The 20,294-nt window shown below is 64.7% G+C and carries 18 protein-coding genes; 10 read left to right on the forward strand and 8 right to left on the reverse strand.

The window, feature by feature from the left end:
- Window positions 1-228: 228 nt before the first annotated feature.
- The 5 genes from FHT02_RS01795 to FHT02_RS01815 all read right to left on the reverse strand — a co-directional run bounded on the left by FHT02_RS01795 (window position 229) and on the right by FHT02_RS01815 (window position 4,170).
- Window positions 229-849 carry a DJ-1/PfpI family protein gene (locus FHT02_RS01795; protein WP_184083611.1) on the reverse strand — a complete coding sequence of 207 codons (621 nt, stop codon included), beginning with the start codon at window positions 847-849 and terminating at the stop codon, window positions 229-231.
- A gap of 136 nt (window positions 850-985) precedes the next feature.
- A complete protein-coding gene (locus FHT02_RS01800) occupies window positions 986-1,225 on the reverse strand; it encodes a hypothetical protein (protein ID WP_184083613.1) in 240 nt (79 codons plus the stop codon).
- Window positions 1,226-1,277: 52 nt separating this feature from the next.
- A complete protein-coding gene (locus FHT02_RS01805) occupies window positions 1,278-1,556 on the reverse strand; it encodes an acylphosphatase (protein WP_184083615.1) in 279 nt (92 codons plus the stop codon).
- A 106-nt stretch (window positions 1,557-1,662) separates the two neighbouring features.
- The gene (gene greB, locus FHT02_RS01810; RefSeq protein WP_184083617.1) at window positions 1,663-2,139 is read right to left on the reverse strand and encodes a transcription elongation factor GreB; all 477 of its coding nucleotides are present in this window, start codon (window positions 2,137-2,139) and stop codon (window positions 1,663-1,665) included.
- A gap of 15 nt (window positions 2,140-2,154) precedes the next feature.
- The gene (locus FHT02_RS01815; protein WP_184084227.1) at window positions 2,155-4,170 is read right to left on the reverse strand and encodes a lytic transglycosylase domain-containing protein; all 2,016 of its coding nucleotides are present in this window, start codon (window positions 4,168-4,170) and stop codon (window positions 2,155-2,157) included.
- A 67-nt stretch (window positions 4,171-4,237) separates the two neighbouring features.
- Between FHT02_RS01815 and dapA the strand changes: the two genes are divergently transcribed.
- The 7 genes from dapA (at window position 4,238) to FHT02_RS01850 (ending at window position 13,838) form a co-directional block, all read left to right on the forward strand.
- On the forward strand, window positions 4,238-5,119 hold the full coding sequence (gene dapA, locus FHT02_RS01820; RefSeq protein ID WP_184083619.1) for a 4-hydroxy-tetrahydrodipicolinate synthase: 882 nt from the start codon (window positions 4,238-4,240) through the stop codon (window positions 5,117-5,119).
- 206 nt (window positions 5,120-5,325) lie between these two features.
- On the forward strand, window positions 5,326-7,644 hold the full coding sequence (locus tag FHT02_RS01825) for a TonB-dependent receptor (protein ID WP_184083621.1): 2,319 nt from the start codon (window positions 5,326-5,328) through the stop codon (window positions 7,642-7,644).
- A 111-nt stretch (window positions 7,645-7,755) separates the two neighbouring features.
- The gene (gene smpB / locus FHT02_RS01830) at window positions 7,756-8,238 is read left to right on the forward strand and encodes an SsrA-binding protein SmpB (protein WP_184083623.1); all 483 of its coding nucleotides are present in this window, start codon (window positions 7,756-7,758) and stop codon (window positions 8,236-8,238) included.
- Window positions 8,231-8,827, forward strand: a complete 597-nt coding sequence (locus tag FHT02_RS01835) for a DUF2062 domain-containing protein (RefSeq protein ID WP_343056797.1) — start codon at window positions 8,231-8,233, stop codon at window positions 8,825-8,827. The genes smpB and FHT02_RS01835 overlap by 8 nt, the downstream gene beginning before the upstream one ends.
- 143 nt (window positions 8,828-8,970) lie before the next feature.
- Complete coding sequence (locus FHT02_RS01840; protein WP_246352153.1) at window positions 8,971-10,974, forward strand: M13 family metallopeptidase; 2,004 nt, start codon at window positions 8,971-8,973, stop codon at window positions 10,972-10,974.
- A gap of 82 nt (window positions 10,975-11,056) precedes the next feature.
- Window positions 11,057-13,444 (forward strand): hybrid sensor histidine kinase/response regulator, encoded by a 2,388-nt coding sequence (locus tag FHT02_RS01845; protein ID WP_184083627.1) that lies wholly within the window; start codon window positions 11,057-11,059, stop codon window positions 13,442-13,444.
- A gap of 40 nt (window positions 13,445-13,484) precedes the next feature.
- Window positions 13,485-13,838 (forward strand): response regulator, encoded by a 354-nt coding sequence (locus FHT02_RS01850; protein WP_184083629.1) that lies wholly within the window; start codon window positions 13,485-13,487, stop codon window positions 13,836-13,838.
- A gap of 443 nt (window positions 13,839-14,281) precedes the next feature.
- On the opposite strand, the gene FHT02_RS01855 is transcribed toward FHT02_RS01850, so the two are convergent.
- Entirely contained in the window at window positions 14,282-14,998 is a 717-nt protein-coding gene (locus FHT02_RS01855) for an MOSC domain-containing protein (protein ID WP_184083631.1), read from the reverse strand.
- 305 nt (window positions 14,999-15,303) lie between these two features.
- On the opposite strand from FHT02_RS01855, the gene recA reads away from it, so the two are divergent.
- Window positions 15,304-16,374 (forward strand): recombinase RecA, encoded by a 1,071-nt coding sequence (gene recA / locus FHT02_RS01860; RefSeq protein WP_184083633.1) that lies wholly within the window; start codon window positions 15,304-15,306, stop codon window positions 16,372-16,374.
- Between the two features lie 373 nt (window positions 16,375-16,747).
- On the opposite strand, the gene FHT02_RS01865 is transcribed toward recA, so the two are convergent.
- Entirely contained in the window at window positions 16,748-16,966 is a 219-nt protein-coding gene (locus FHT02_RS01865; protein WP_184083635.1) for a hypothetical protein, read from the reverse strand.
- Window positions 16,967-17,262: 296 nt separating this feature from the next.
- Between FHT02_RS01865 and FHT02_RS01870 the strand changes: the two genes are divergently transcribed.
- Together FHT02_RS01870 and FHT02_RS01875 are read left to right on the forward strand one after the other, a co-directional pair.
- The gene (locus FHT02_RS01870) at window positions 17,263-18,093 is read left to right on the forward strand and encodes a class I SAM-dependent methyltransferase (RefSeq protein ID WP_184083637.1); all 831 of its coding nucleotides are present in this window, start codon (window positions 17,263-17,265) and stop codon (window positions 18,091-18,093) included.
- Window positions 18,090-18,716 (forward strand): glutathione S-transferase family protein, encoded by a 627-nt coding sequence (locus tag FHT02_RS01875; protein ID WP_184083639.1) that lies wholly within the window; start codon window positions 18,090-18,092, stop codon window positions 18,714-18,716. Before FHT02_RS01870 ends, FHT02_RS01875 begins: the two co-directional genes overlap by 4 nt.
- A 190-nt stretch (window positions 18,717-18,906) precedes the next feature.
- On the opposite strand, the gene FHT02_RS01880 is transcribed toward FHT02_RS01875, so the two are convergent.
- A complete protein-coding gene (locus FHT02_RS01880) occupies window positions 18,907-20,232 on the reverse strand; it encodes a cation:dicarboxylate symporter family transporter (protein ID WP_184084231.1) in 1,326 nt (441 codons plus the stop codon).
- Window positions 20,233-20,294 lie beyond the last annotated feature (62 nt).

Here is a 20,294-nt window from a genome sequence, read left to right on the forward strand (position 1 = left end):
CCATATCGCGGACTCCCGGACTGTAGACGGGAGCGCGGATGGTCTCTCAGTCATTGGCGCCTACGTGCGGTGTTGCCAGTGATGATGCGTATATAGGGCGTGAGGTGTGGAATGTCGAGCTATGGTAGCGCGGGCTGAGGTTCGTGATACGCGTTCCTGTGCGTGCGCTTCCATGCTCTGTCGCCCCAATTGCAGCGGCTCGATCGCGGAAACAGGCGGGCAGCAGAGCTACGCGGCAACCAGCGCCTCTTGTTCAATGAAAGGTCTTACGACCGATAGCGCTCGATCGGTATAAAGTGCCTTTTCACCCACTGGTGCGACATAGTGCATCGCTTCTTCCGCATCGCGGACCGACGCGCCACGCGCGATCATCCATGTCGCGAGGTACTGTGAGGCAAGACAACCGCCGGCGGTCGCTACATTGCCATGCGCGACGAAGGGAGCGTCGACCACCGTCACCCCTGCTTCGATCACCCATGGCTTGGTCGTGAGGTCGGTACAGGCAGGAAGGTTGCCAATGAGGCCCAGCTTCGCAAGCAGCAACGTCCCCGAGCATTGTGCGCCTATAAGTTGGCGGGCGGGATCGAGCCTTATCCGGGAAAGCATCCCCGCATCGCGGGCAATTTCCCCTGACTTGATGCCACTGCCGATCAAGACCGCGTCAGCTTCGGCTGCAAACTCCAAGGGCCTCTGGCGCCGAACGGTAACGCCGTTCATCGACGTGACCTCCTGGGTTGGCGAGGTGATGTGCGCGATCCATCCTTGCGCGCGCATACGGTTCAGGATTGCCGCCGCGACGAAGGAGTCGAGCTCGTTGAACCCGTCAAACGTTAAAACGGCAATCTGCACGGTCGTCCCCTTGGCTAACGCTAGGGGAGCTACATAGCTGGGATCCGCCTAGAATGCATGCCGGCTTTCAGGCAGCATGACTTGCCAACGGCGTGAGACTTGGCAGCGGCGCGCGGGGGGCAGATCTCCCCGAGGGTCAGCTGTCGGCGTTACGCGCGCGGTCCGGCCGTTGCTCGGTGCCGTGTTCGAGCGTGTGGCCCTTGCGGACGCGCGTGTTCGCGTCGGGCTCGGCGACTTCGGTGAGATCGGCTTCGGTCGCGATGTCGCGCGCCAGATTGCCGCCTGCCATGCTGCCGCCAGCGGCCCCGGTCTCCAGATTGTCGATCATCGCGCTGTCATCGGTGTCGCGCGCGGTTTCGGTACGTGGGTTTTCCATCTTCCGTTTCCTCTCACGGAGTTAATCGTCCGGAGAGGCCGCCTGTTCCGTGTCACGCGGTGAAGCGTTTGGTAAAACCCTTATGGCCGCGTTCCTCGTCCGCCGGGAAGTTCTCGACATGGTCCACCCGCGCCAGCGGTGACCCCTCGCGGCATTCCTTCACCAGTGTTTGAAGCGATGCATCTTCACCCGCCGCGAAGATCTCGACGCGACCATCCTTCAGATTACGGACATAGCCGGTTAACCCCAGGCCCTGCGCTGTGCGCACCACCCAGTCGCGATAGCCGACGCCCTGAACGCGTCCCGACACGAAAATACGCTGTGTCGCCATAGTCCCCACCCTTATCTTGAACGCCACGCCGGCTCGTAACTCTCTCTCGCAACAGCCAAAAGAACGCTACCCGCGCGCATGCGGTTCGCCGCGTCTGCGGCACGCGTCAAGGGTAGCGGACGGTCATCACTTCATATTCGCGCTCGCCGCCCGGAAGCGTCACGCGGCGCAGGTCACCCACGCCGGCGCCGCGCAAGGCCCGGGCGATCGGCGCATTCCAGCCGATCCGTCCCTGCGCGGCATCCGCTTCGTCGTCGCCCACCAGGGTGACGGTGCGATGATTGTCTTCCTCGTCCGCAATCGTCACGGTCGCTCCGAAGAACACCCGGCCGCGATCCTCCTGCATGGCGGGATCGACCACCTTGGCGGCTTTCATCCGCCTGGCGAGCCAGCCCAGACGGCGGTCGATCTCGCGGAGTCTTTTGCGGCCATAGAGATAGTCGCCATTCTCCGAACGGTCGCCATTTCCCGCTGCCCAGGAAATGACCTCAACGATGTGCGGCCGCTCGGTGCCGAACAGCGCGTCATATTCCGCCTTCAGCGCGGCATAGCCGGCCGGCGTGATGTAGTTGGGCCGATCCATCGTCCTTGCGCCGGTTCAGCCCGGCCGGTTCTTGCCCAGATACCAGCTGAGGTTCGCCGGCCCCAGGCTGCGTGCCCGTTGCGGGTTCAGCAGGTCGTACACGACTGCATTTTCCAGCACGCGCTGCACATAGTTCTTGGTCTCGAAATAAGGGATCTGTTCGACCCAGCGGATCATATCGCCACCGGGCAGGCGGGGATCACCGTTGAGGCGGATCCACTTGTTCACGTTGCCCGGACCGGCATTGTATGCCGCCACCGCAAGCGGATAGCTGCCGTACAGCGCGAACATGCGCTGGAAATAGCTCGATCCCAGCTGGATGTTGTAGTTGGTGTCGCTGTTCAGCGCTTCGCGATTATAGCCGAGCCCGAGCTTGCTCGCGGCCTCCGCCGCGGTGCCCGGCATCAACTGCATCAGGCCGCGTGCGCCCGCATGGCTGACCGCGTCGCGATTGAACTGGCTTTCCTGCCGGGCGATTGCGTGGATGATCGTCCAATAATTGTTCTGGCTTTCCGGAACCGAGACCGACGGGAAGCCGGCGGCGGTATAGTCGGAAAGACCGTTTTCGAGCGCGCTGCGGCCGACCATCACGCCCAGATCGGGCCTGCCGATAGTGCGCGAGAGTTCGGCGGCAAGGACGTGATCCGTGTCGGTGGTGGCGTCGCGAGCGATCTGGCGGATGAACTGGTCCTGGTCGCCGCGCCGGCCCTGCGCACCGAGTAGCTGTGCGGCGCGCACGGTTTCGCGGCGGAAAAAGGCGTCGCGCGTCGGCGCGTCGACGATCCGGTTGCTCAGGTTTGTCGGCGCGCGCAGTGGGCGGCTGGTGCGTTCGAGCGCGAGCTGGCCGTAATACAAATCGGGGAAGCCGGCTGCGCGGGCATAAAAGCCCTGCGCTGCCGCGGCGTCGCCAGCGGCTTCGGCGGCACGGCCCGCCCAGTACAGCCCCTTGGACCGAGTCTGTGGCGTCTTGGACCCGCGCGAATAGCGTTCGAACATGCCGACCGCGTCCTGGGGACGCCGCAAGTCGTACATCGCCGTGGTGCCGGCGAGCCAGGTGAGGCTGGTATAATCGTCGCGCTCGCCAAGTGGCATGTCGGCGACGCTCGCGCCGGGCGGTACCGCGTCGTCCACGCGGCTGGCGATCTGATAGGCGAGGGTGAACCGCCCGTCTGCCGCTGCGCCGCGGGCGGCGGTAAGCAGCACCTCATACCAGTTCTCAAGATCTCCGGGAGGGGAAGCGAGCACCGGACGGTTCGCCAGCGACTCCCGTGAAGCAGGGCTTTGGCCAGTGTCGCGCAGCCAAGTGGCGCGGTCCGCGAGGAGACCGGCGTCATTGCGGGCAATGGCGAGTGCTGCGGCGCCACGCGCATCTGCATCCACGGCACGGGTGCGATAGGCCAGCCGCGCATCGAAGATCGGGCGGCGGGCAGAGGAGACGAAGCCGATCTGCCGCTGTGCGTCGCCGGTCCTGCCGCGCCACAACAGCATGTCCATTCGTGCGTCGTGATCAGCCGGGGTCAGCGCGCCCAGGAAGGTGCCGCTCAGCCGCGCTTCGTCGTTCGGGCGCAGCACGCCCATGCGCCAGGCCCGGCGTGCCTGATCATCGGCCTCGGCGCGCCGGCCGGACGCGGCGAGTGCCTCCGCATAACGCAGATGACCGGCGGCGGTGCGCGGCGCGAATCGTTCGAAGAAGCGCACGACCAGGCCCGGCATGGCGGCGCCGCTGTCCAGCACCGTCTCCGCCGCGGACTGGCGGCTGGTTTCGCCCGGCCAGCCGGGATGCGCGAGCAGGAAATTGGCATAATCGGAGAACGGCAAATTGTCGGATTGTTGCAGCCGCTTCCACTCGTTCAGCGACGCGTCCAGCGGATCGCTTCGCGCGGCACTGGGCACGGGCTGAACCATCGGCCCGCCGGTCTGCCCGACTGCCTGGCGCACCCATCGGATATGCGCCTGAGTCAGATCGGAGGTCGCCGCCAGCCCGGATACGCCGGCCAGCAGGAAAACGCTTTTGAGTACAGGCCCCACCATACTGGACATGATACGAGATCGCCGCCTATCTGCCAGTCCCCCAAATGCGGTTGAGGAACGATTTTCCATGTTCTCAGGCTCCATCCCGGCGCTGGTCACGCCTTTTCGCGAAGGAGCCTTCGCCGAAGACGTATATCGCGACTTTGTTGAATGGCAGATTGCCGAAGGTTCCAAGGGGCTGGTGCCGTGCGGCACCACCGGCGAAGCGGCGACCATGCCGAGCGAGGAACATTTCCGCGTCGTCCGCGCCTGTGTGGAGCAGGCTGCGGGCAGGGTGCCGGTGCTTGCCGGGGCGGGATCGAACGACACCAAGGTCGCCATCGCCAACGTGCATGCCGCCAAGCAGGCGGGCGCCGACGCGGTGCTGATGGTCCCGCCTTATTACAACCGCCCGAGCCAGGAGGGCATCTTCCGCCATTTCGAGGCGATCGCGCGTGAAGCGGCGCTGCCGGTGGTGCTCTATAATGTGCCCGGGCGCACCGTCACTGATATCCAGCCGGCAACCATTGCCCGGATGGTCATGGCGTTTCCCGACATCTTCATCGGAATCAAGGACGCCACCGGCCAGCTCGCCCGGGTATCCGAACAGCGCAGCGGCTGCGGCGCCGATTTCATCCAGCTTTCGGGCAATGACGAGACGGCGCTCGCCTTCAACGCAATGGGTGGCGTGGGGTGCATCTCGGTTACCGCCAATGTCGCGCCGCGGCTGTGCGCCGAGTTCCAGGCCGCTTGGGCCGCAGGCGACCACAGGCGGGCTCTGGAGCTGCACGACCGGCTGTATCCGCTGCATATCGCCATGTTCACCGATGCCTCGCCTGGCCCGGTGAAGTACGCGCTGGGGAAAGTCCGCGACGGGTTTCCGCAAGACCTCCGCCTGCCGATGACGCAGGCGGGTGAGGCAAGCCGCGCGTCGGTGGATGCGGCACTGGCACATGCCGGCCTGATCTGACGCAATCAGGGTTGCGAAATGCGCAACCCGTTTGTCGCAAAGCGGCGGAAACCGTCACAATCGCATCATAATCGGCGGCTAGCGGCGCGATCGGGGGACACACCCGTGTCCGATAGCTGCCGCGCCGCCGCCCGCATGCACGTGCGGGCGGTTATTGCGCGCGTCTTTCGGGCGACAACCAAGTATCCGATCATCGGGGGAACATCATGAACTTCGTCACCGCTCGCCGTGCGCTGCTGTCTGGCGCTGCGCTTGCCGCGGCGCTTTGCGCCGGCACAGCTCAGGCGCAGGACGCCGCAACCACTGCCACCACGTCCGAGGAAGCCGAGACCGGCGACATCGTCGTGACCGCGCAGCGCCGCGAAGAGCGTCTGGTCGACGTGCCCGTTTCGGTGGCCGTGGTCCGCGGCCAGCAGCTGCGCGATTTCCAGGCGGCAGGCGACGACACGCTCGCGCTGGCCGGCCGCGTGCCCGGCCTGTATGCGGAGACCACCACGGGGCGCATATTCCCGCGCTTCTACATTCGCGGCCTGGGTAACATCGACTTCTATCTTGGCGCCTCGCAGCCGGTGTCGATCATCCAGGACGACGTCGTGCTCGAGCATGTCGTGCTCAAGTCCAACCCAGTCTACGATCTCGACCGAGTCGAAGTGCTGCGCGGCCCGCAGGGTTCGCTGTTCGGCCGCAACACCACCGCCGGCATCATCAAGTTCGACACGATCCGTCCCAGCAACACCTTTGAAGGCCGCGCCTCGGCCTCGGTCGGGACCTATGGCAGCTCGAACATCGATGCCGGCTTTGGCGGGCCGATCGTCGACGATCTGGTCTCGTTCCGCGTCTCGGGCTTGTACCAGCACCGCGATGGCTGGGTCGACAACAGCTATACGGGTCCGTCCTTCGACGGCACCCGCGGCGGCTACAACGTCATGGGCGGGTTCGACGACCGCAACCTGCGCCTCCAGCTGCGTTTCACCCCCAGCGACGCGCTGACCGTGGACCTGTCGGGCCATGGCCGCTGGTATGAGGGCACCTCTACGATCTTCCATCGCGGCGCGCTGATCCGCGGATCGAACAGCGTTGAGAACGAGCCGCGCGACCGCATCGCGCTGGACGAGGCGCTCAACAATCCGCAGGCGTATGACACCTATGGCGCCTCGGCGCGCGTCAGCTATGACTTCGGCGGTGCGGTGCTGACCTCGATCTCCGCATGGGAAACCACCGAAGGCTATAGCCGCGGCGACACCGATGGCGGCGCCGCGACGGCGTTTGCCGGTCCGGCCTATTACGGCGAGTCGCAGGGCAATATCCGCGATCTCGACCAGTTCAGTCAGGAGCTGCGCCTCGCCAGCCCGGGCACCGGCCGGTTCAACTGGCAGGTCGGCGGCTATTATTTCGACAGCCGCGACATCACCGACTTCTATCAGCGACGCTACTTCCTCACCACGCCGTTCAGCCCGACCAACCCGAACAGCAACAATCCGAACAATTGGGTGCGGCTGCGCAACACCAACACCAGCTGGGCGGGCTTTGGCCAGCTGAGCTATGAGTTGGCGGACGGCTTCACGCTGACCGGCGGCGCACGCATCACCAACGACACGAAGCGCACCCGCCTGCTCAAGACCGCCGACAGCGGCACCGGCGCGGTGACCTATACCGGCCGCCGCGACGTCGAGCTCGACGATACGCGGGAGAGCTGGGACATCAGCGCGCTCTATAAGCTGACGCCCGATGTGAGCGTCTATGCGCGCGTCGCCAGCGGTTTCCGTGGGCCGACGATCCAGGGTCGTTCGGCCGTGTTCAACTCGGACTTCACCACTGCGGATTCCGAGACGATCCTGTCATGGGAAGCCGGCATCAAGGGCGCGGCGCTCGACAACCGCGTGCGCTTCAACCTCAACGGCTTCTACTACACCGTCGACAACATCCAGCTGAACGCGAATGACGTGAACGGCAGCGGCGTGCTGCTGAATGCCGACAAGGCGGAGGCATATGGCGTCGAGGCCGAACTGGACATGCGGCCGATCGACAATTTCGCGCTCTCGCTCGGCGGCAGCTGGCTGCACACCAAGATCAAGGACGATGCGGCGCTGGCGCAGGTCTGCGTGCTTGGCGGGACAGTGGTGTGCACGGTCACCGATCCGATCGTGAACATCCCGGGCCGCGGCGCTTTCGCTGGCATCGACGGCAACCGCCTGCCGAATGCGCCCGAATACAACTTCAACGTGGCGGCGCGCTACGACATCCCGGTGCAGGACGACGGCAAGTTCTTCATCGCCACCGACTGGAACGTGCAGGGGTTCACGAATTTCGTGCTGTACGACACGAAGGAGTTCAATTCGAACGGCAACTTCGAAGGCGGTCTGAAGGTTGGCTATGAAGGCGGCAATGGCGATTGGGAAATCGCCGCATTCGCCCGCAACATCACCAACGAGAAGAACCTGAAGGGCGTTCTCGAAAATTACATGGCCGCGGTGTTCAACGATCCGCGCATCATCGGCGTGTCGTTCAACGGCCGCCTGCGCTGATCACAGCCTAGGTTAAGGAAAGGGCTCGGCGCCATGCCGGGCCCTTTTCTTTTTCGGGGAAGAGCGGACGGCTTCCCTTCACGCGATGGGCGTCCTACATGCCCACCTCCCATGGCCCGTCCGCGTCCCGCTACCTTCGAGAAAGTGAAAACCGTCGCCGAGAATCGGCGTGCGCGGTTCGAGTATTTCATCGAGACGGTGTATGAAGCAGGGCTGGCGCTCACCGGAACCGAAGTGAAGTCGCTGCGCTTCGGCGAAGGCTCGATCGCCGAAGCCTATGCCGAGGTGAAGGAAAACGGCGTGTGGCTGGTCAACGCCAACATTCCCGAATTCAGCCACGGCAACCGCTACAATCACGAGCCCAAGCGCCCGCGTAAATTGCTCCTTCATGAGCGTGAAATAAACAAGCTCCATGGCGCGGTGGCGCGCGAAGGCATGACGCTGGTGCCCCTGTCGATCTACTTCAACGGGAGGGGACGCGCGAAGGTCGAACTCGCGCTCGCAAAGGGCAAGAAGACGCATGACAAGCGCGAGTCGATCAAGGAACGCGACTGGAAGCGGGAGCAGGGCCGACTGCTCCGCGACCGTGGCTGAGCGGGGGCTGATCGCCCGCTTTCGTGGGTGGGTGATGCGTAATCTGCCCACGCGCGAGAGCTTTGAGTCCAATCGCTGGTTGAAGCCGCTGGGCCATCGGATCCTGCATCCGGCGCTGTGGCGCATGACGCGGCGTTCGGTCCCCCGGGGCGTGGCGCTGGGCATGTTCACGGGCATCCTTATCCCGATGGGCCAGATTCCCGCCTCCGCGGTGCTGGCGCTGCCGCTACGTGCCAACGTTCCCGCCGCGGCGCTCACGACGTTCTTTACCAATCCGCTGACTACGCCGCTGCTGTTCATCCTGTACTACAAGGTCGGTGTGTGGAGCCTCGGCCTGGGCGGCACCACGGCTGCGGTGGCCAAGACCGCCGCAGCCGACGGAGGCTGGCTGCACTGGCTTGCCGCCGATGTCGGGCTGCCCACTGCAGTCGGCATGGTGATCTGCGCGATTCTGGGAGCGGCATTAGGCTATGGCATCAGCGCGCTCAGCTGGCGGCTTTGGATCGCACACAAGTGGAACAAGCGCGGCCGCGACCATGACGCGTACCTCGCGAGCAGCGACAGGGCGAGCGAAGTCAGCGTCGATTGACCTGCCGTACCAAGTAGTTAAGACAGCGGCTTCACCTTCTGGGAACCGCTCGAATGCGCATTTCGTTGCTCGCCACTTCCTTCCTTGCCGCGCCCGTTCTGCTCGTCGGCTGCACCCAGGGCGACACCCCGCCGCCTGCCTCGATGGCCGAACAGACCGCGACCGTGTCGCAGGTTGCTGTCGGGCCGGTAGCGCCGGCGAACGCGCCCCGGCCGCAGCTCGGTACCTATGGCTTCGACGAAGCGGGCATGGACCGCTCCATCGCGCCGGGTGACGACTTCTACGGTTTCGCGAACGGCACCTGGGCCAAGTCCACGGCCATCCCCGCCGACAAGTCGAACTATGGCGCGTTCAACGTGCTTGCCGACCTGTCGCAGTCGCGTACGCGTGAAATCCTCGACGCTGCCCAGTCCGACCCTAATTCAAAGATCGGCACCGCGTACGCAACCTATCTCGACACTGCTGCTATCGATGCAAAGGGGCTAACCCCGATCCAGCCGTGGCTGAACCAGATCAAGGCGGTCAAAGCCAAGACGCAGCTCGCGGCCTTGTATGCGCAAGCCGACCGCAACGGCGTGGGCGGTCTATTTGGCTCCTATGTCGGCCAGGACGACAAGAACCCCGAAGTCTATGCGCTGAGCATCAGCCAGGGCGGGCTGGGCATGCCCGATCGCGACTATTACCTGTCCAAGGACGCCAAGCTGGTCGAGACCAAGGCAGCCTATGGAAAGCATCTCACCAATGTGCTGACGCTGGCCGGTGAGCCCAACGCGGCCGCGCGTGCCAAGGCGATCGTGGCGTTCGAGACGCGGATCGCTCAGGCGCATTGGACGCGCATCGACAGCCGTGACGCCAACAAGACGTATAACAAGATGGCCGTGGCGCAGCTGACCCGCCGCGCGCCGGGATTCGATTTCCGTGGCTATTTCACCGGTATCGGTGCGCCGGTGGAGAGCGTCATCGTCGCCCAGCCGACCGCCGTGACCGGGATCGCGAAGCTGGTCGCCACCACGCCGATCGCGGTGCTGAAGGACCAGCTGCTCGTCCGCAGCCTCGACAATTTCGCTGATGTGCTGCCCAGCGCTTTCGACAAGGAACAGTTCGCCTTTTACGGCACGGTGCTGTCCGGCACGCCCGAGCAGGAAGTCCGCTGGAAACGCGCAGTCGATTTCACCACCAACGCGGTGTCCGACGAAGTCAGCCAGGCCTATGTGGCGAAATACTTCCCACTCGAGACCAAGGCCGCAGCCGACGCGCTGGTGAAGAACGTCATCGCCGCCATGGATCGCCGAATCGATCAGCTCGACTGGATGGCGCCCGAGACCAAGGTCAAGGCGCACGCCAAGCTCGCCGCCTTCACGCCAAAGATTGGCTATCCGGATCGCTGGCGCGACTATTCGGCCCTGCGGATCGCCGCCGGCGATGCGTATGGCAACAACGTCCGCGCCAACAACTGGTCGCATGATGAGAATGTCAGCCATCTGGGCAAGCCGCTCCAGCGCTGGGAATGGGGGATGACCCCGATGGAAGTGAACGCCTATGCCAATTTCGGCATGGTCGAGATCGTCTTCCCTGCCGCGATCCTCCAGCCGCCCTTCTTCGACCCCAACGCCGATCCGGCGGTGAACTATGGCGGCATCGGCGCAGTGATCGGCCATGAGTTGAGCCACCATTTCGACGATCAGGGTGCCAAGTATAATGGGGAGGGGCGTCTGACCGACTGGTGGACTCCCGCCGATGTTGCGGCGTTCAAGAAGCGCACCGACGCGCTGGTGGCGCAATATGACCAGTACGAGCCGCTGCCCGGCCTGCATGTGAAGGGCGCGCTGACGCTCGGTGAAAACGTCGCCGATCTCGCCGGCCTGACGGTCGCTTATGACGCGTACAAGACGTCGCTGAACGGTCAGCCCGCGCCGGTGCTCGACGGCGCCTCGGGCGACCAGCGCTTCTACCTGGGTTGGGCGCAGGTATGGCGTCGCAACTATCGTGAGGCGAACCTGCGCCAGCGGCTCCTCACCGATCCGCACTCGCCGTCCGAGCAGCGGGCCTGGGTCGTGCGCAACCTCGACCCCTGGTATGCGGCGTTCGCGCCGACGCCCGGCTCGCGGCTGTTCCTGACGCCCGAACAGCGCGTGCGTATCTGGTAACGCCTGTCACGCCGCTTCCCCCTCCGCCGGAGGAAGGGGAATTGCTTGACCGAGGCCTGCTGACCGAACAACGCTAAGCGCCATGGCCACGCTGCCCCGGACCAATCGCCACCGACTGACTCTGCTGCCGCTCGCCGCGGCGGTATTGGCGGGCTTTGCCGCGGCGGCGCTAGTGCTGTTTACACTGAACGACCGGGCGATCGCCGTGGGGTTTGCCGGGACCGGCCTGCTCCTGGGTGGCGTGATGTGGTCCGCGCGCCGCCTGTTCCGTGGTGAGGCGGCGGCCGAGCAGCGGGCCGACTGGGCCGTCGCCCATGCGCTGGCCGCCGCAAGCAGCGACGCGCTCGCGGTGACCGACCGATCGGGCAAGCTGGTCTGCGCCAACGATCTCTATGAGACGCTGTTCGGTGGCTGGCCGACCCCGCCGAACCTGCCGGTCAGCGATACCGCCGCCGATGCGCTCGGCCAGGCGGCCCGTGCCGCCTGGCGCGACGGCGGGGGCAAAGTGGAGAACGTCCAGGTTTTCGGCGCGCCGATCGCGGCGCATGTCGCGCGCTCTGGCGAGGATTCTTTGGTCTGGCGCTTTGTGGGTATCCAGGCGCTCGACCTTGCCAATCAGGTGCAGGATCTGATCGATGGCGCCACTGGCGATCGGCTGGGCGCGGCAGGGATCATGACTGTCATGGTCACGCTCAATGGCCGTGTTCGCGCCGCCAATCCGGTGTTCCGCGAGCGCGCCATGGGCAATGTCGACGCGGCGATCGAAGGCCGCGATTTTGCCAGGTTCCTTATTACGGACTCATCGGGGCTCGTCCGGTTCGAGCGCGAGGGCTTGTCCGGCACGCCGCTCAGGGTGCTGCAGATCCCGTTCCTGGAGGGCGAAGACGCGCCCATCCTGGTCGCCTTGCTTGATGAAGAGAATATGGAACGGCCCGCACCTGCGATCGGTCCTGGCGCGGCAGCGCATGTCCGCTCGCTGATTGCACTGCTGCCCTCGGGCATCGCGCTGATCGACCGCGACGGGCGCTTCGTCCACATGAACGATCCGTTCGTTCGGGCCGCGCGCATCAATGCCGCCGCGCCGCCGCTCTATCCGATCGATCTGGTGGTGCGCGAGGACAAGGCAGCGCTGGCGGACGCCGTGCGCCGTTTCGCCGGTGGTGCGGGGCAGTCAGCAGAGATGACGGTGCGCTTCGTGGACGCGCCCGAAGAGCCAGTGGCGCTCACCATTGCCGGCGCGCGAGGGCTGGGGGACGCTGCGGTGCTCATCAGCCTCAAGGACTCCGGCGAAGAGGGCAAGCTCAAGCGCCAAGTTGCGCAAGCCACCAAGATGCAGGCGGTCGGTCAGCTCGCCGGCGGCGTGGCGCACGATTTCAACAACATCCTGACCGCCATTATCGGCCATTGCGACTTGATGCTGATGCGCCATTCACCCGGCGACAGCGATTATGACGACATCCAGCAGATCCGCGCCAACTCCAACCGCGCCGCTAGCCTGACCCGCCAGCTTCTCGCCTTCTCGCGGCAGCAGACGCTGCGGCCGCAGGTGCTCCAGATACCGGATGTCATTTCAGAGGTCTCGAACCTGCTCAAGCGCTTGTTGGGCGAGACGGTCCGGTTGGAAGTGAAGCACGGCCGCAATCTGGGGCCGGTGCGCGCCGATCCAGGGCAACTCGAACAAGTCGTCGTGAACCTTGCCGTGAACGCGCGCGACGCGATGCTTTCCGCCAACCCTAATGGCGGCGGCATTCTCACCATAGAGACGCTGGCGGTGTCTGCCACCGAGGTGCGCCGCATGGATGACGATGTGCTGCCGCTCGGCGACTATACCGCGTTGCGCATCGCCGACACCGGAACCGGCATTCCTGCCGATATCCTGCCCAAGATCTTCGAGCCATTCTTCACCACCAAGGAGGTGGGCAAGGGCACCGGGCTGGGCTTGTCCACTGTGTATGGCATCATCAAGCAGTCCGGCGGGTTCATTTTCGCCGATAACCTTCCGGGCGGAGGCGCCGAGTTCACGGTCTACCTTCCCGTGCACGCCGCGCCTGAAGCACAGGTTGCAAAGGCGCCGCTCGCGAAGCAGAAGCCGGCTGATCTTTGGGGCAGCGGGACGGTACTGGTGGTCGAGGACGAGGACATGGTCCGCGCCATTGCCGAGCGCGCGCTCAGCCGGCAGGGTTATACAGTGATCACTGCCGAAAATGGGGAAGTTGCGCTGGAAATGCTCGACGGGATCGAGCGTCCGGATTTGCTTATCAGCGATGTTGTCATGCCGCTGATGGACGGGCCGACCATGGCCCGCCAGATCCGCAACAGATATCCCGATCTGCCGATCCTGTTCATGTCGGGTTACGCCGAGGAGCAGCTCCGGCGCTCGATCGACTTGGACAATGTCGCTTTTCTGCCGAAACCTTTCTCCGTTCAACAACTTGCCGAGGCCACGCGGGACATCCTTGACGGGAAATAACGCTTGGCCGCCCGCCAATTCTCTGTAAAGGCGATGTTCTATGTCTGCTTTGCGTCGCATCTTGATCGTTGAAGACGAACCCTTGATCTCGATGATGCTCGAGGACTTCATCGACGCGCTGGACCGCGAGGTGGCGGGCGCCGCCGACAATGTCGCGGGTGCCATCGCCCTGATCGATCAGGGCGGGATCGATGCGGCCATTCTCGACGTTAATCTGCGCGCCGGTGAGCAAAGCTGGCCGGTGGCCGAGCGGCTGACCCAGGATGGCATTCCCTTTATTCTTGCGACCGGCGGCGCCGGTGACATGATCGCCGAACCATTTCGCGGGCGGCCGATCCTCTCGAAGCCGTTCACGATGGATGGTGTGGAGCGGGCGCTGGACGGGCTCGCCTGAAGGCACAGCAGCGGCCTGACACCGCCTCTATACCGCCCTTCATCGAGGCCAATCCGCTGGTGACGCGGGTTGAAGCGGGTGCAGCGCATTTCATCGCGGCCGATATCGACTTCATGTGGCGGCTGGGCTGCGTCTAAACGCGGAACGCAACGGCGTCGAACTCGACTTCCGTCAGGAAGCTCGACCGGAACAGGCCCGCCGCCGGTCGATCTGATCCTGGTGGGGGACTTGTTTCACGACCCTGATCTTGCGGCCAAAGTCAGCGCTTTTGTCGACGGAGGCTGGCCGTCGGAGCCGGGACATCGACCGGCGATCCTTGGCGGTGGGCCTCCCCGTTTCACGCCTGCGGGAACTAGCCCGATATGATGTGGCAAAAAGCGGCGCTGGCATGAGGCTCAGCGGCCTCTTTGCATTCGCCGAAGGCCGGTGTTGCGCGGTGGAGCTCAATCCATGACGCGGGCTGCGTCGCCCAGCCGGATGAGCCCGGGCCGTGCCGGCGCGGCATAGAGGCCATACGCATTGCCGAAGCGCTGCACGAGGGTCCGCAAGATTTTGGGCTCCTTCGCGGCGGTGTCGGGATCGATCGTCACCAGCATGCAACGCGCTATCGGATCGGCGCAGTGCACCACCGCGCCATCGTCCCGATCACCAAAGGCGAGACGCAGCCCCTGCCACTCGCTGGCGTCCAGATCGCTGTCGAGGATCACGTTGGCGCGGAAGCGGCGGGGATCGACGGTGCAGCCATGCACCGTTTCGACACGGGCGTGATTGCCGGTGGTCTGCAGCGAAATCGGCATGGAGTCATACACGCCGCGGGCAACCTGTATCAGGTGCGCCGGCTCGCGTGCAGCGGTCTCCAGATGCGCGCGCAGTTGCGGATCATGCAGCGATAGCACGGCGCCATCCGGAGTCTCGACCAGGACGGCGCTGGCCTTGGGGCGGCCGGGCTCGGCGAAGTGGGCCTTGTGCAGCAACATCGCGGGCACTTGGCGGGCGGTCATCCAAGGGAAGCGGGTGCCGTTCGCGGTGCGGACAAAGGCATATTGACGGTCGCCTTCGATGCCCTGCCAGTCGACTTCGGCGACCGTCAGCTTCTCGCCGGCCATCGATTTCACGGGAAAGCGATGAAGCTCGGCAACATGACCCACGATCCGCGACATGGGCGCCAGCTATCCTGCCTGATACAACTAGGCAACGCCGGGCCTGGATCGTGTTCAGGAACGCACAGCCGCGCGCGGCGGCCACGTTCTTGTCGACGCGGAAAAGGACGATGTGCGTGCCGATGGAGGCAGCGTCGGCCACGCCGATGGTTCGCGACCGCGCGCTGCAGTTCCAGGTGGCGCTGTGCGTGCTTCACATTGAAAATTAAGATTTGTTTCCCTCTTGTTCTTCAAGAACAAACATAGTACATAGTCGATCACAGATTGAACGAACTGCGCAAACCCTTTAGCGATGGGGACATCCGATGGCAGCATCCCTCAAGGTAATCGACGGCAACATGGCGGCATCCACAGACAAGCAGAAGGCGCTCGACGCCGCACTCGCGCAGATCGACCGCGCATTCGGCAAGGGCAGCGCCATGAAGCTCGGCTCGAAGGAAACGATGCAGGTCGAGGCGATCTCCACCGGTTCGCTGGGGCTCGACATCGCGCTGGGCGTCGGCGGGCTGCCGCGCGGGCGCGTGATCGAAGTTTATGGCCCGGAAAGCTCGGGCAAGACGACGCTGGCGCTCCATGTCATCGCCGAAGCGCAGAAGAATGGCGGCACCGCCGCGTTCGTCGACGCCGAGCACGCGCTCGATCCGGTCTATGCCAAGAAGCTGGGCGTCAACATCGACGAGCTGATCGTGTCGCAGCCCGACACCGGCGAGCAGGCGCTGGAGATCGTCGACACGCTGGTGCGTTCGAACGCGATCGACGTGCTGGTGGTGGACTCGGTCGCCGCGCTGGTGCCGCGCGCCGAGATTGAAGGCGAGATGGGCGACAGCCATGTCGGCCTCCAGGCGCGCCTGATGTCGCAGTCGCTGCGCAAGCTCACCGGATCGATCAGCCGTTCGCGCTGCATGGTGATCTTCATCAACCAACTGCGCATGAAGATCGGCGTGATGTACGGCAACCCGGAGACCACGACCGGCGGCAACGCGCTGAAATTCTACGCCTCGGTGCGCCTGGATATCCGCCGCACCGGGCAGATCAAGGACCGCGACGACATCATCGGCAATTCCACGCGCGTGAAGGTGGTGAAGAACAAGGTCGCCCCGCCGTTCAAGCAGGTCGAGTTCGACATCATGTATGGCGAGGGCATCTCCAAGATCGGCGAGATCCTGGACATCGGCGTGAAGGCCGGGCTGGTGGAAAAGGCTGGCGCCTGGTTCAGCTATGACAGTGTCCGCATCGGCCAGGGCCGCGAGAACGCCAAGAACTTCCTGCGCGACAATGGCGAGCTGTGCAGCCGCCTGGAAGCCGCGATCCGCGGGCGCACCGACCAAGTCGCCGAAGGGCTGATGGCAGGCCCGGAGCCGGACGACGATCTTTAAGGCGGGCGGCGGCGGTTTCTGCCGCGTGCGAGATGGCCGTCAACGTGTAACGAAAGACCCGACGCAGCGCCTGCGCCGGGTCTTTTGCGCTTTGGCGAAGTCGAGAAGAACTCGTGGAGGGCGCAACATCCTCAACTTGCGGGCGGTTGCGCAGCCCGCGGGCGCATGGCGAGTGGTCGACTAGAAAGGCGGACGCTCCATCACCCCGACGCTGGCGCGGAGTCACTCGGCACACAGGCGCGCAATTCTGGTCTGTTCCCTCCGTAAATCAACCGGCTATGGCATATACTGCACGCGGCAAAGCAGATTACCACCGCGCTGTATCGGCGACTATAACGGCGACGAACGCGTCGGGTTTGCTTGCTCGCACGCTTCACTCAGGCTTTCCATCATAAGCTTTCCGCAAATAACAGGGGCTCGGGATGTAATCGCCATCAGCATGCACCCCCTTGCGCTCGAAAAGCCGCTCTGAGCGGACGCCAGAGGCAAGATGAAGCGGGCGTAGATTCGATGAGATGTCTTCTGCAGTGGAGGGAAATACTTTATTTTTGTTCAGGCCGTGTTCGCAGAACTTTACAACAATCTTCTCCAACTCGTTGATCTCCGTGGGTGGTTCATACTCCGCGAGAAGGCGGTTTTCGCCACATGACGTTGGCTGCGGGTCGGGGGCAGGGCAGTATGATCCGTTGCGGCACTTCATCGGCGTATCGGTGTGGCGTGGCGGGGGCGCGCAGACGTCAATTCCCTCAACTGTGCACGGTGCTGATGGCGCCTGGGCACCACTATCGGCAGTCAGACTCATGAGTTCACGACCTGATGAGCCCTCAAGGCAGCTTGTTTCGCCACTCGCGAAGGTCTGGTAGCATCGAGCTTAAACGGGGAGGGTAGATGACCAAGGCATTCGATTGGACCGGTCGGGTCGGGGATGTCTGGGCCGCGGAGTGGCAGCGCACTGACCGGAGCCTGGCCGGCGTCGGCGCGGCGTTGAACGCCGCCATCCTTGCCGCGGCGCCGGAACGCGGGAGTGCCATCGATATCGGCTGCGGCGCCGGGAGCACGTCGCTGGCGCTCGCCGCCATACGGCCGGCTCTGTCGATCAACGGCATCGACTTGTCGCCGGCGCTGGTCGGCGTTGCGCGCGAACGCGGGGCCGGTGTCGCCAACCTCCAGTTCGACATTGCCGATGCGCAAAGCCTTGGCGGGCGTCGCGCGGACCTGTTGTTCTCTCGGCATGGCGTCATGTTCTTTGCTGATCCGGTCGCCGGCTTCGCGGCGTTGCGCGAGGCAGCGGCGCCGGGGGCGGCCCTGGTCTTCTCCTGCTTTCGGCCACGTGCCGATAACGCCTGGACGAGGGTGGTCGACGCAGCGGTTGGCAACGATCCCGCGCCTGTGACCGGTTACGCCCCTGGTCCGTATGGGCTGGCCGACCCGGACTTCACGCGCGATGTGCTCCGCCGGGCCGGCTGGACCCGTGCCGCACCCCATTCTGTCGACTTTCGCTATGTCGCGGGTGCTGGCGCCGATCCGGTCGACGATGCACTCAGCTTCCTCTCGCGGATCGGATCGGCGGCACGCACGCTGGCCGATGCGGCGCCGGAACGCCGCGCTGCGCTATGCGCTTCGCTCCGCAACGCCTTGACCCAGCATGTACGGGATGGTGCCGTCGCATTCGATGCCGGCGCCTGGATCTGGACCGCGACCGCAGGAGAGCCCGCATGATCATCGTCCACCATCTCGAAAATTCGCGCTCGCAGCGTATCCTGTGGCTGCTCGAGGAGCTCGGCTTGGCATATGAGGTGCGCCGGTACGAGCGTAACAAGACGACGATGCTGGCGCCGGCCGGGCTGCGCCGCGTCCATCCGCTTGGCAAGGCGCCGGTGATCGAGGATGGCGACCAGATGGTGGCAGAGACCGGCGCGATCATCGAGTATCTGGTGGAGAAGGCCGATGGCCGGCTTGGCGCGCCTGCGCATCGCGCGGACGCGCTGCGCTATCGTCACTTCCTCCATTACGCCGAAGGCTCGCTGATGCCGCCGCTCTTCACCACGCTGGTGCTCAGCCGGGTGCCGCTGTTCGGCAAAACTGCGATCAAGAAGTTCAAGCCAATGGTCGACGTGCATCTCGACTATGTCGAGGCCGAACTCGCGCAGCGGCCCTGGTTCGCGGGCAAGGAACTGACCGCTGCCGATGTCATGATGAGCTTTCCGCTGGAAGCCGCGGTCACGCGTGCCGGCGCGACGCAGGGTCGCCCGCATCTTGCCGCGTGGCTGGAGAAGGTGCACGCGCGGCCGGCCTATCAGGCGGCGCTGAAGGCAGGTGGGCCCTATGCGTATGCGGGATGAGCGTTTTTTGCTGCCGTGCGGCCTCGGGCCGAGATGCGGCTTCTTTGGCGGTCGGAGGCAGCGGAACCCCGGCTCTAGGCCGGGGTGAGGAAGACCTACTTAGCGGGTGAGGCCATCCGCTTCCCCGATGATGCTACGACTGAGCCCCAGCCTTTGCCGGGAGCGGTGCAGCGTAGATGCTAGCTCGGGCCTAGTGGCGCGGTTCACCATATTCCTGAAAGCTGTCGTCCTTTAGCGCCGCGCCATGGGGCACGGCGACGGCGGGCTCGGCGGCTTCGGGCACGTCCAGCTGCCCCTCCCAACGCGCGACCACCGCGGCGGCGACGGCATTGCCGATCACGTTGGTGGCGGTGCGGCCCATGTCGAGGAAATGATCCACGGCCAGGATCAGCAGGATGCCCGCTTCGGGGATGTTGAAGTGCGCCAGCGTGCCGGTGATCACCACCAGGCTGGCGCGGGGCACCCCGGCAATACCCTTGCTGGTGACCATCAAGATCAGCAGCATCTGGATCATCGTGCCCCAATCGAGGGCGATGCCATAGGCCTGGGCGATGAAGATCGACGCGAACGTCATGTACATCATCGAACCGTCGAGGTTGAACGAATAGCCGAGCGGCAGCACGAAGCTGGCGATGCGCGGCGGGACGCCGAAGCGGTCGAGTGCGTCGAGCGTGCGGGGATATGCCGCCTCGGACGAAGCAGTGGAGAAGCCGAGCAGGATCGGATCGCGCAAATAGCGGATGAGGGTGCCGGTACGGCGTCCGACGAACAGGAAACACGCGCCGAGCAGCACCGCCCAAAGCGCGAACAGGCCGATATAGAAGCTGGCCATGAAGAAGGCCAAATCGCCAACGACGCCGAGGCCCTTAGTCGCAAGCGTGCGGGCAACCGCGCAGAACACCGCCACCGGCGCGAACAGCATGACATAGCCGGTGACGGTCAGCATGACGCTGACCAGTGCTTCGAGCCCGCGGACGAGCGGTGCGCCCTTTTCGCCAACGGCGGCGAGGCCGACCCCGAAGAATAGCGAGAAGATCACGAGCTGGAGGATGTCGTTGCTCGCCATCGCGTCGATCGCGGAGGTGGGCACGATGTGCGTGAAGAACTTGGCAGCATCGAACGCCGCGCGGTCGACACCGCTGGATGCCGCCGCGTCGGGAAGCGGCAGGTTCAGGCCGACGCCGGGCTGAAGCAGGTTGACCAGCAACAGACCGAGCGTCAGCGAGATGAGGCTGGCGCAGACGAACCACAGAAAGGCCTTCAGCCCGACACGGCCGATCGCGCCGCCGCCGCCCATATGCGCGATGCCGACCACCAGCGTGGAAACCACAAGCGGAGCGATGATCATCTTGATCAGATGGAGGAACATCTGGGTCGGGATGTCGAGATAATAGGCGATGTCCGCCAGCGTCTGGGTACCTGCGCCGGTACCGTCATAGGCGACGTTCAGCGCCCAGCCGAGCATGCCGCCAAGCACCAGCGCCGCCAAGATCCACCAAGTAAGCCGCTTACCCACGCAATCCCCCAAGAAGTTCGCACCACGGAAGGGGATTGTCGCCGCCGGGTCAAGCACCCTAT

Origin of the sequence: Sphingomonas xinjiangensis (assembly GCF_014199255.1) — a bacterium.
GTDB classification, from domain to species: Bacteria; Pseudomonadota; Alphaproteobacteria; order Sphingomonadales; family Sphingomonadaceae; genus Sphingomonas; species Sphingomonas xinjiangensis.

What these genes read in the sequence shown, in the direction of transcription:
- FHT02_RS01800 (WP_184083613.1), bottom strand. Translation starts at nt 1,225, where the DNA reads ATGGAAAACCCACGTACCGAAACCGCGCGCGACACCGATGACAGCGCG.
- FHT02_RS01805 (WP_184083615.1), bottom strand. Translation starts at nt 1,556, where the DNA reads ATGGCGACACAGCGTATTTTCGTGTCGGGACGCGTTCAGGGCGTCGGC.
- greB (WP_184083617.1), bottom strand. Translation starts at nt 2,139, where the DNA reads ATGGATCGGCCCAACTACATCACGCCGGCCGGCTATGCCGCGCTGAAG.
- FHT02_RS01815 (WP_184084227.1), bottom strand. Translation starts at nt 4,170, where the DNA reads ATGGTGGGGCCTGTACTCAAAAGCGTTTTCCTGCTGGCCGGCGTATCC.
- dapA (WP_184083619.1), top strand. Translation starts at nt 4,238, where the DNA reads ATGTTCTCAGGCTCCATCCCGGCGCTGGTCACGCCTTTTCGCGAAGGA.
- FHT02_RS01825 (WP_184083621.1), top strand. Translation starts at nt 5,326, where the DNA reads ATGAACTTCGTCACCGCTCGCCGTGCGCTGCTGTCTGGCGCTGCGCTT.
- smpB (WP_184083623.1), top strand. Translation starts at nt 7,756, where the DNA reads ATGGCCCGTCCGCGTCCCGCTACCTTCGAGAAAGTGAAAACCGTCGCC.
- FHT02_RS01840 (WP_246352153.1), top strand. Translation starts at nt 8,971, where the DNA reads ATGGCCGAACAGACCGCGACCGTGTCGCAGGTTGCTGTCGGGCCGGTA.
- FHT02_RS01845 (WP_184083627.1), top strand. Translation starts at nt 11,057, where the DNA reads ATGGCCACGCTGCCCCGGACCAATCGCCACCGACTGACTCTGCTGCCG.
- FHT02_RS01850 (WP_184083629.1), top strand. Translation starts at nt 13,485, where the DNA reads ATGTCTGCTTTGCGTCGCATCTTGATCGTTGAAGACGAACCCTTGATC.
- FHT02_RS01855 (WP_184083631.1), bottom strand. Translation starts at nt 14,998, where the DNA reads ATGTCGCGGATCGTGGGTCATGTTGCCGAGCTTCATCGCTTTCCCGTG.
- recA (WP_184083633.1), top strand. Translation starts at nt 15,304, where the DNA reads ATGGCAGCATCCCTCAAGGTAATCGACGGCAACATGGCGGCATCCACA.
- FHT02_RS01870 (WP_184083637.1), top strand. Translation starts at nt 17,263, where the DNA reads ATGACCAAGGCATTCGATTGGACCGGTCGGGTCGGGGATGTCTGGGCC.
- FHT02_RS01875 (WP_184083639.1), top strand. Translation starts at nt 18,090, where the DNA reads ATGATCATCGTCCACCATCTCGAAAATTCGCGCTCGCAGCGTATCCTG.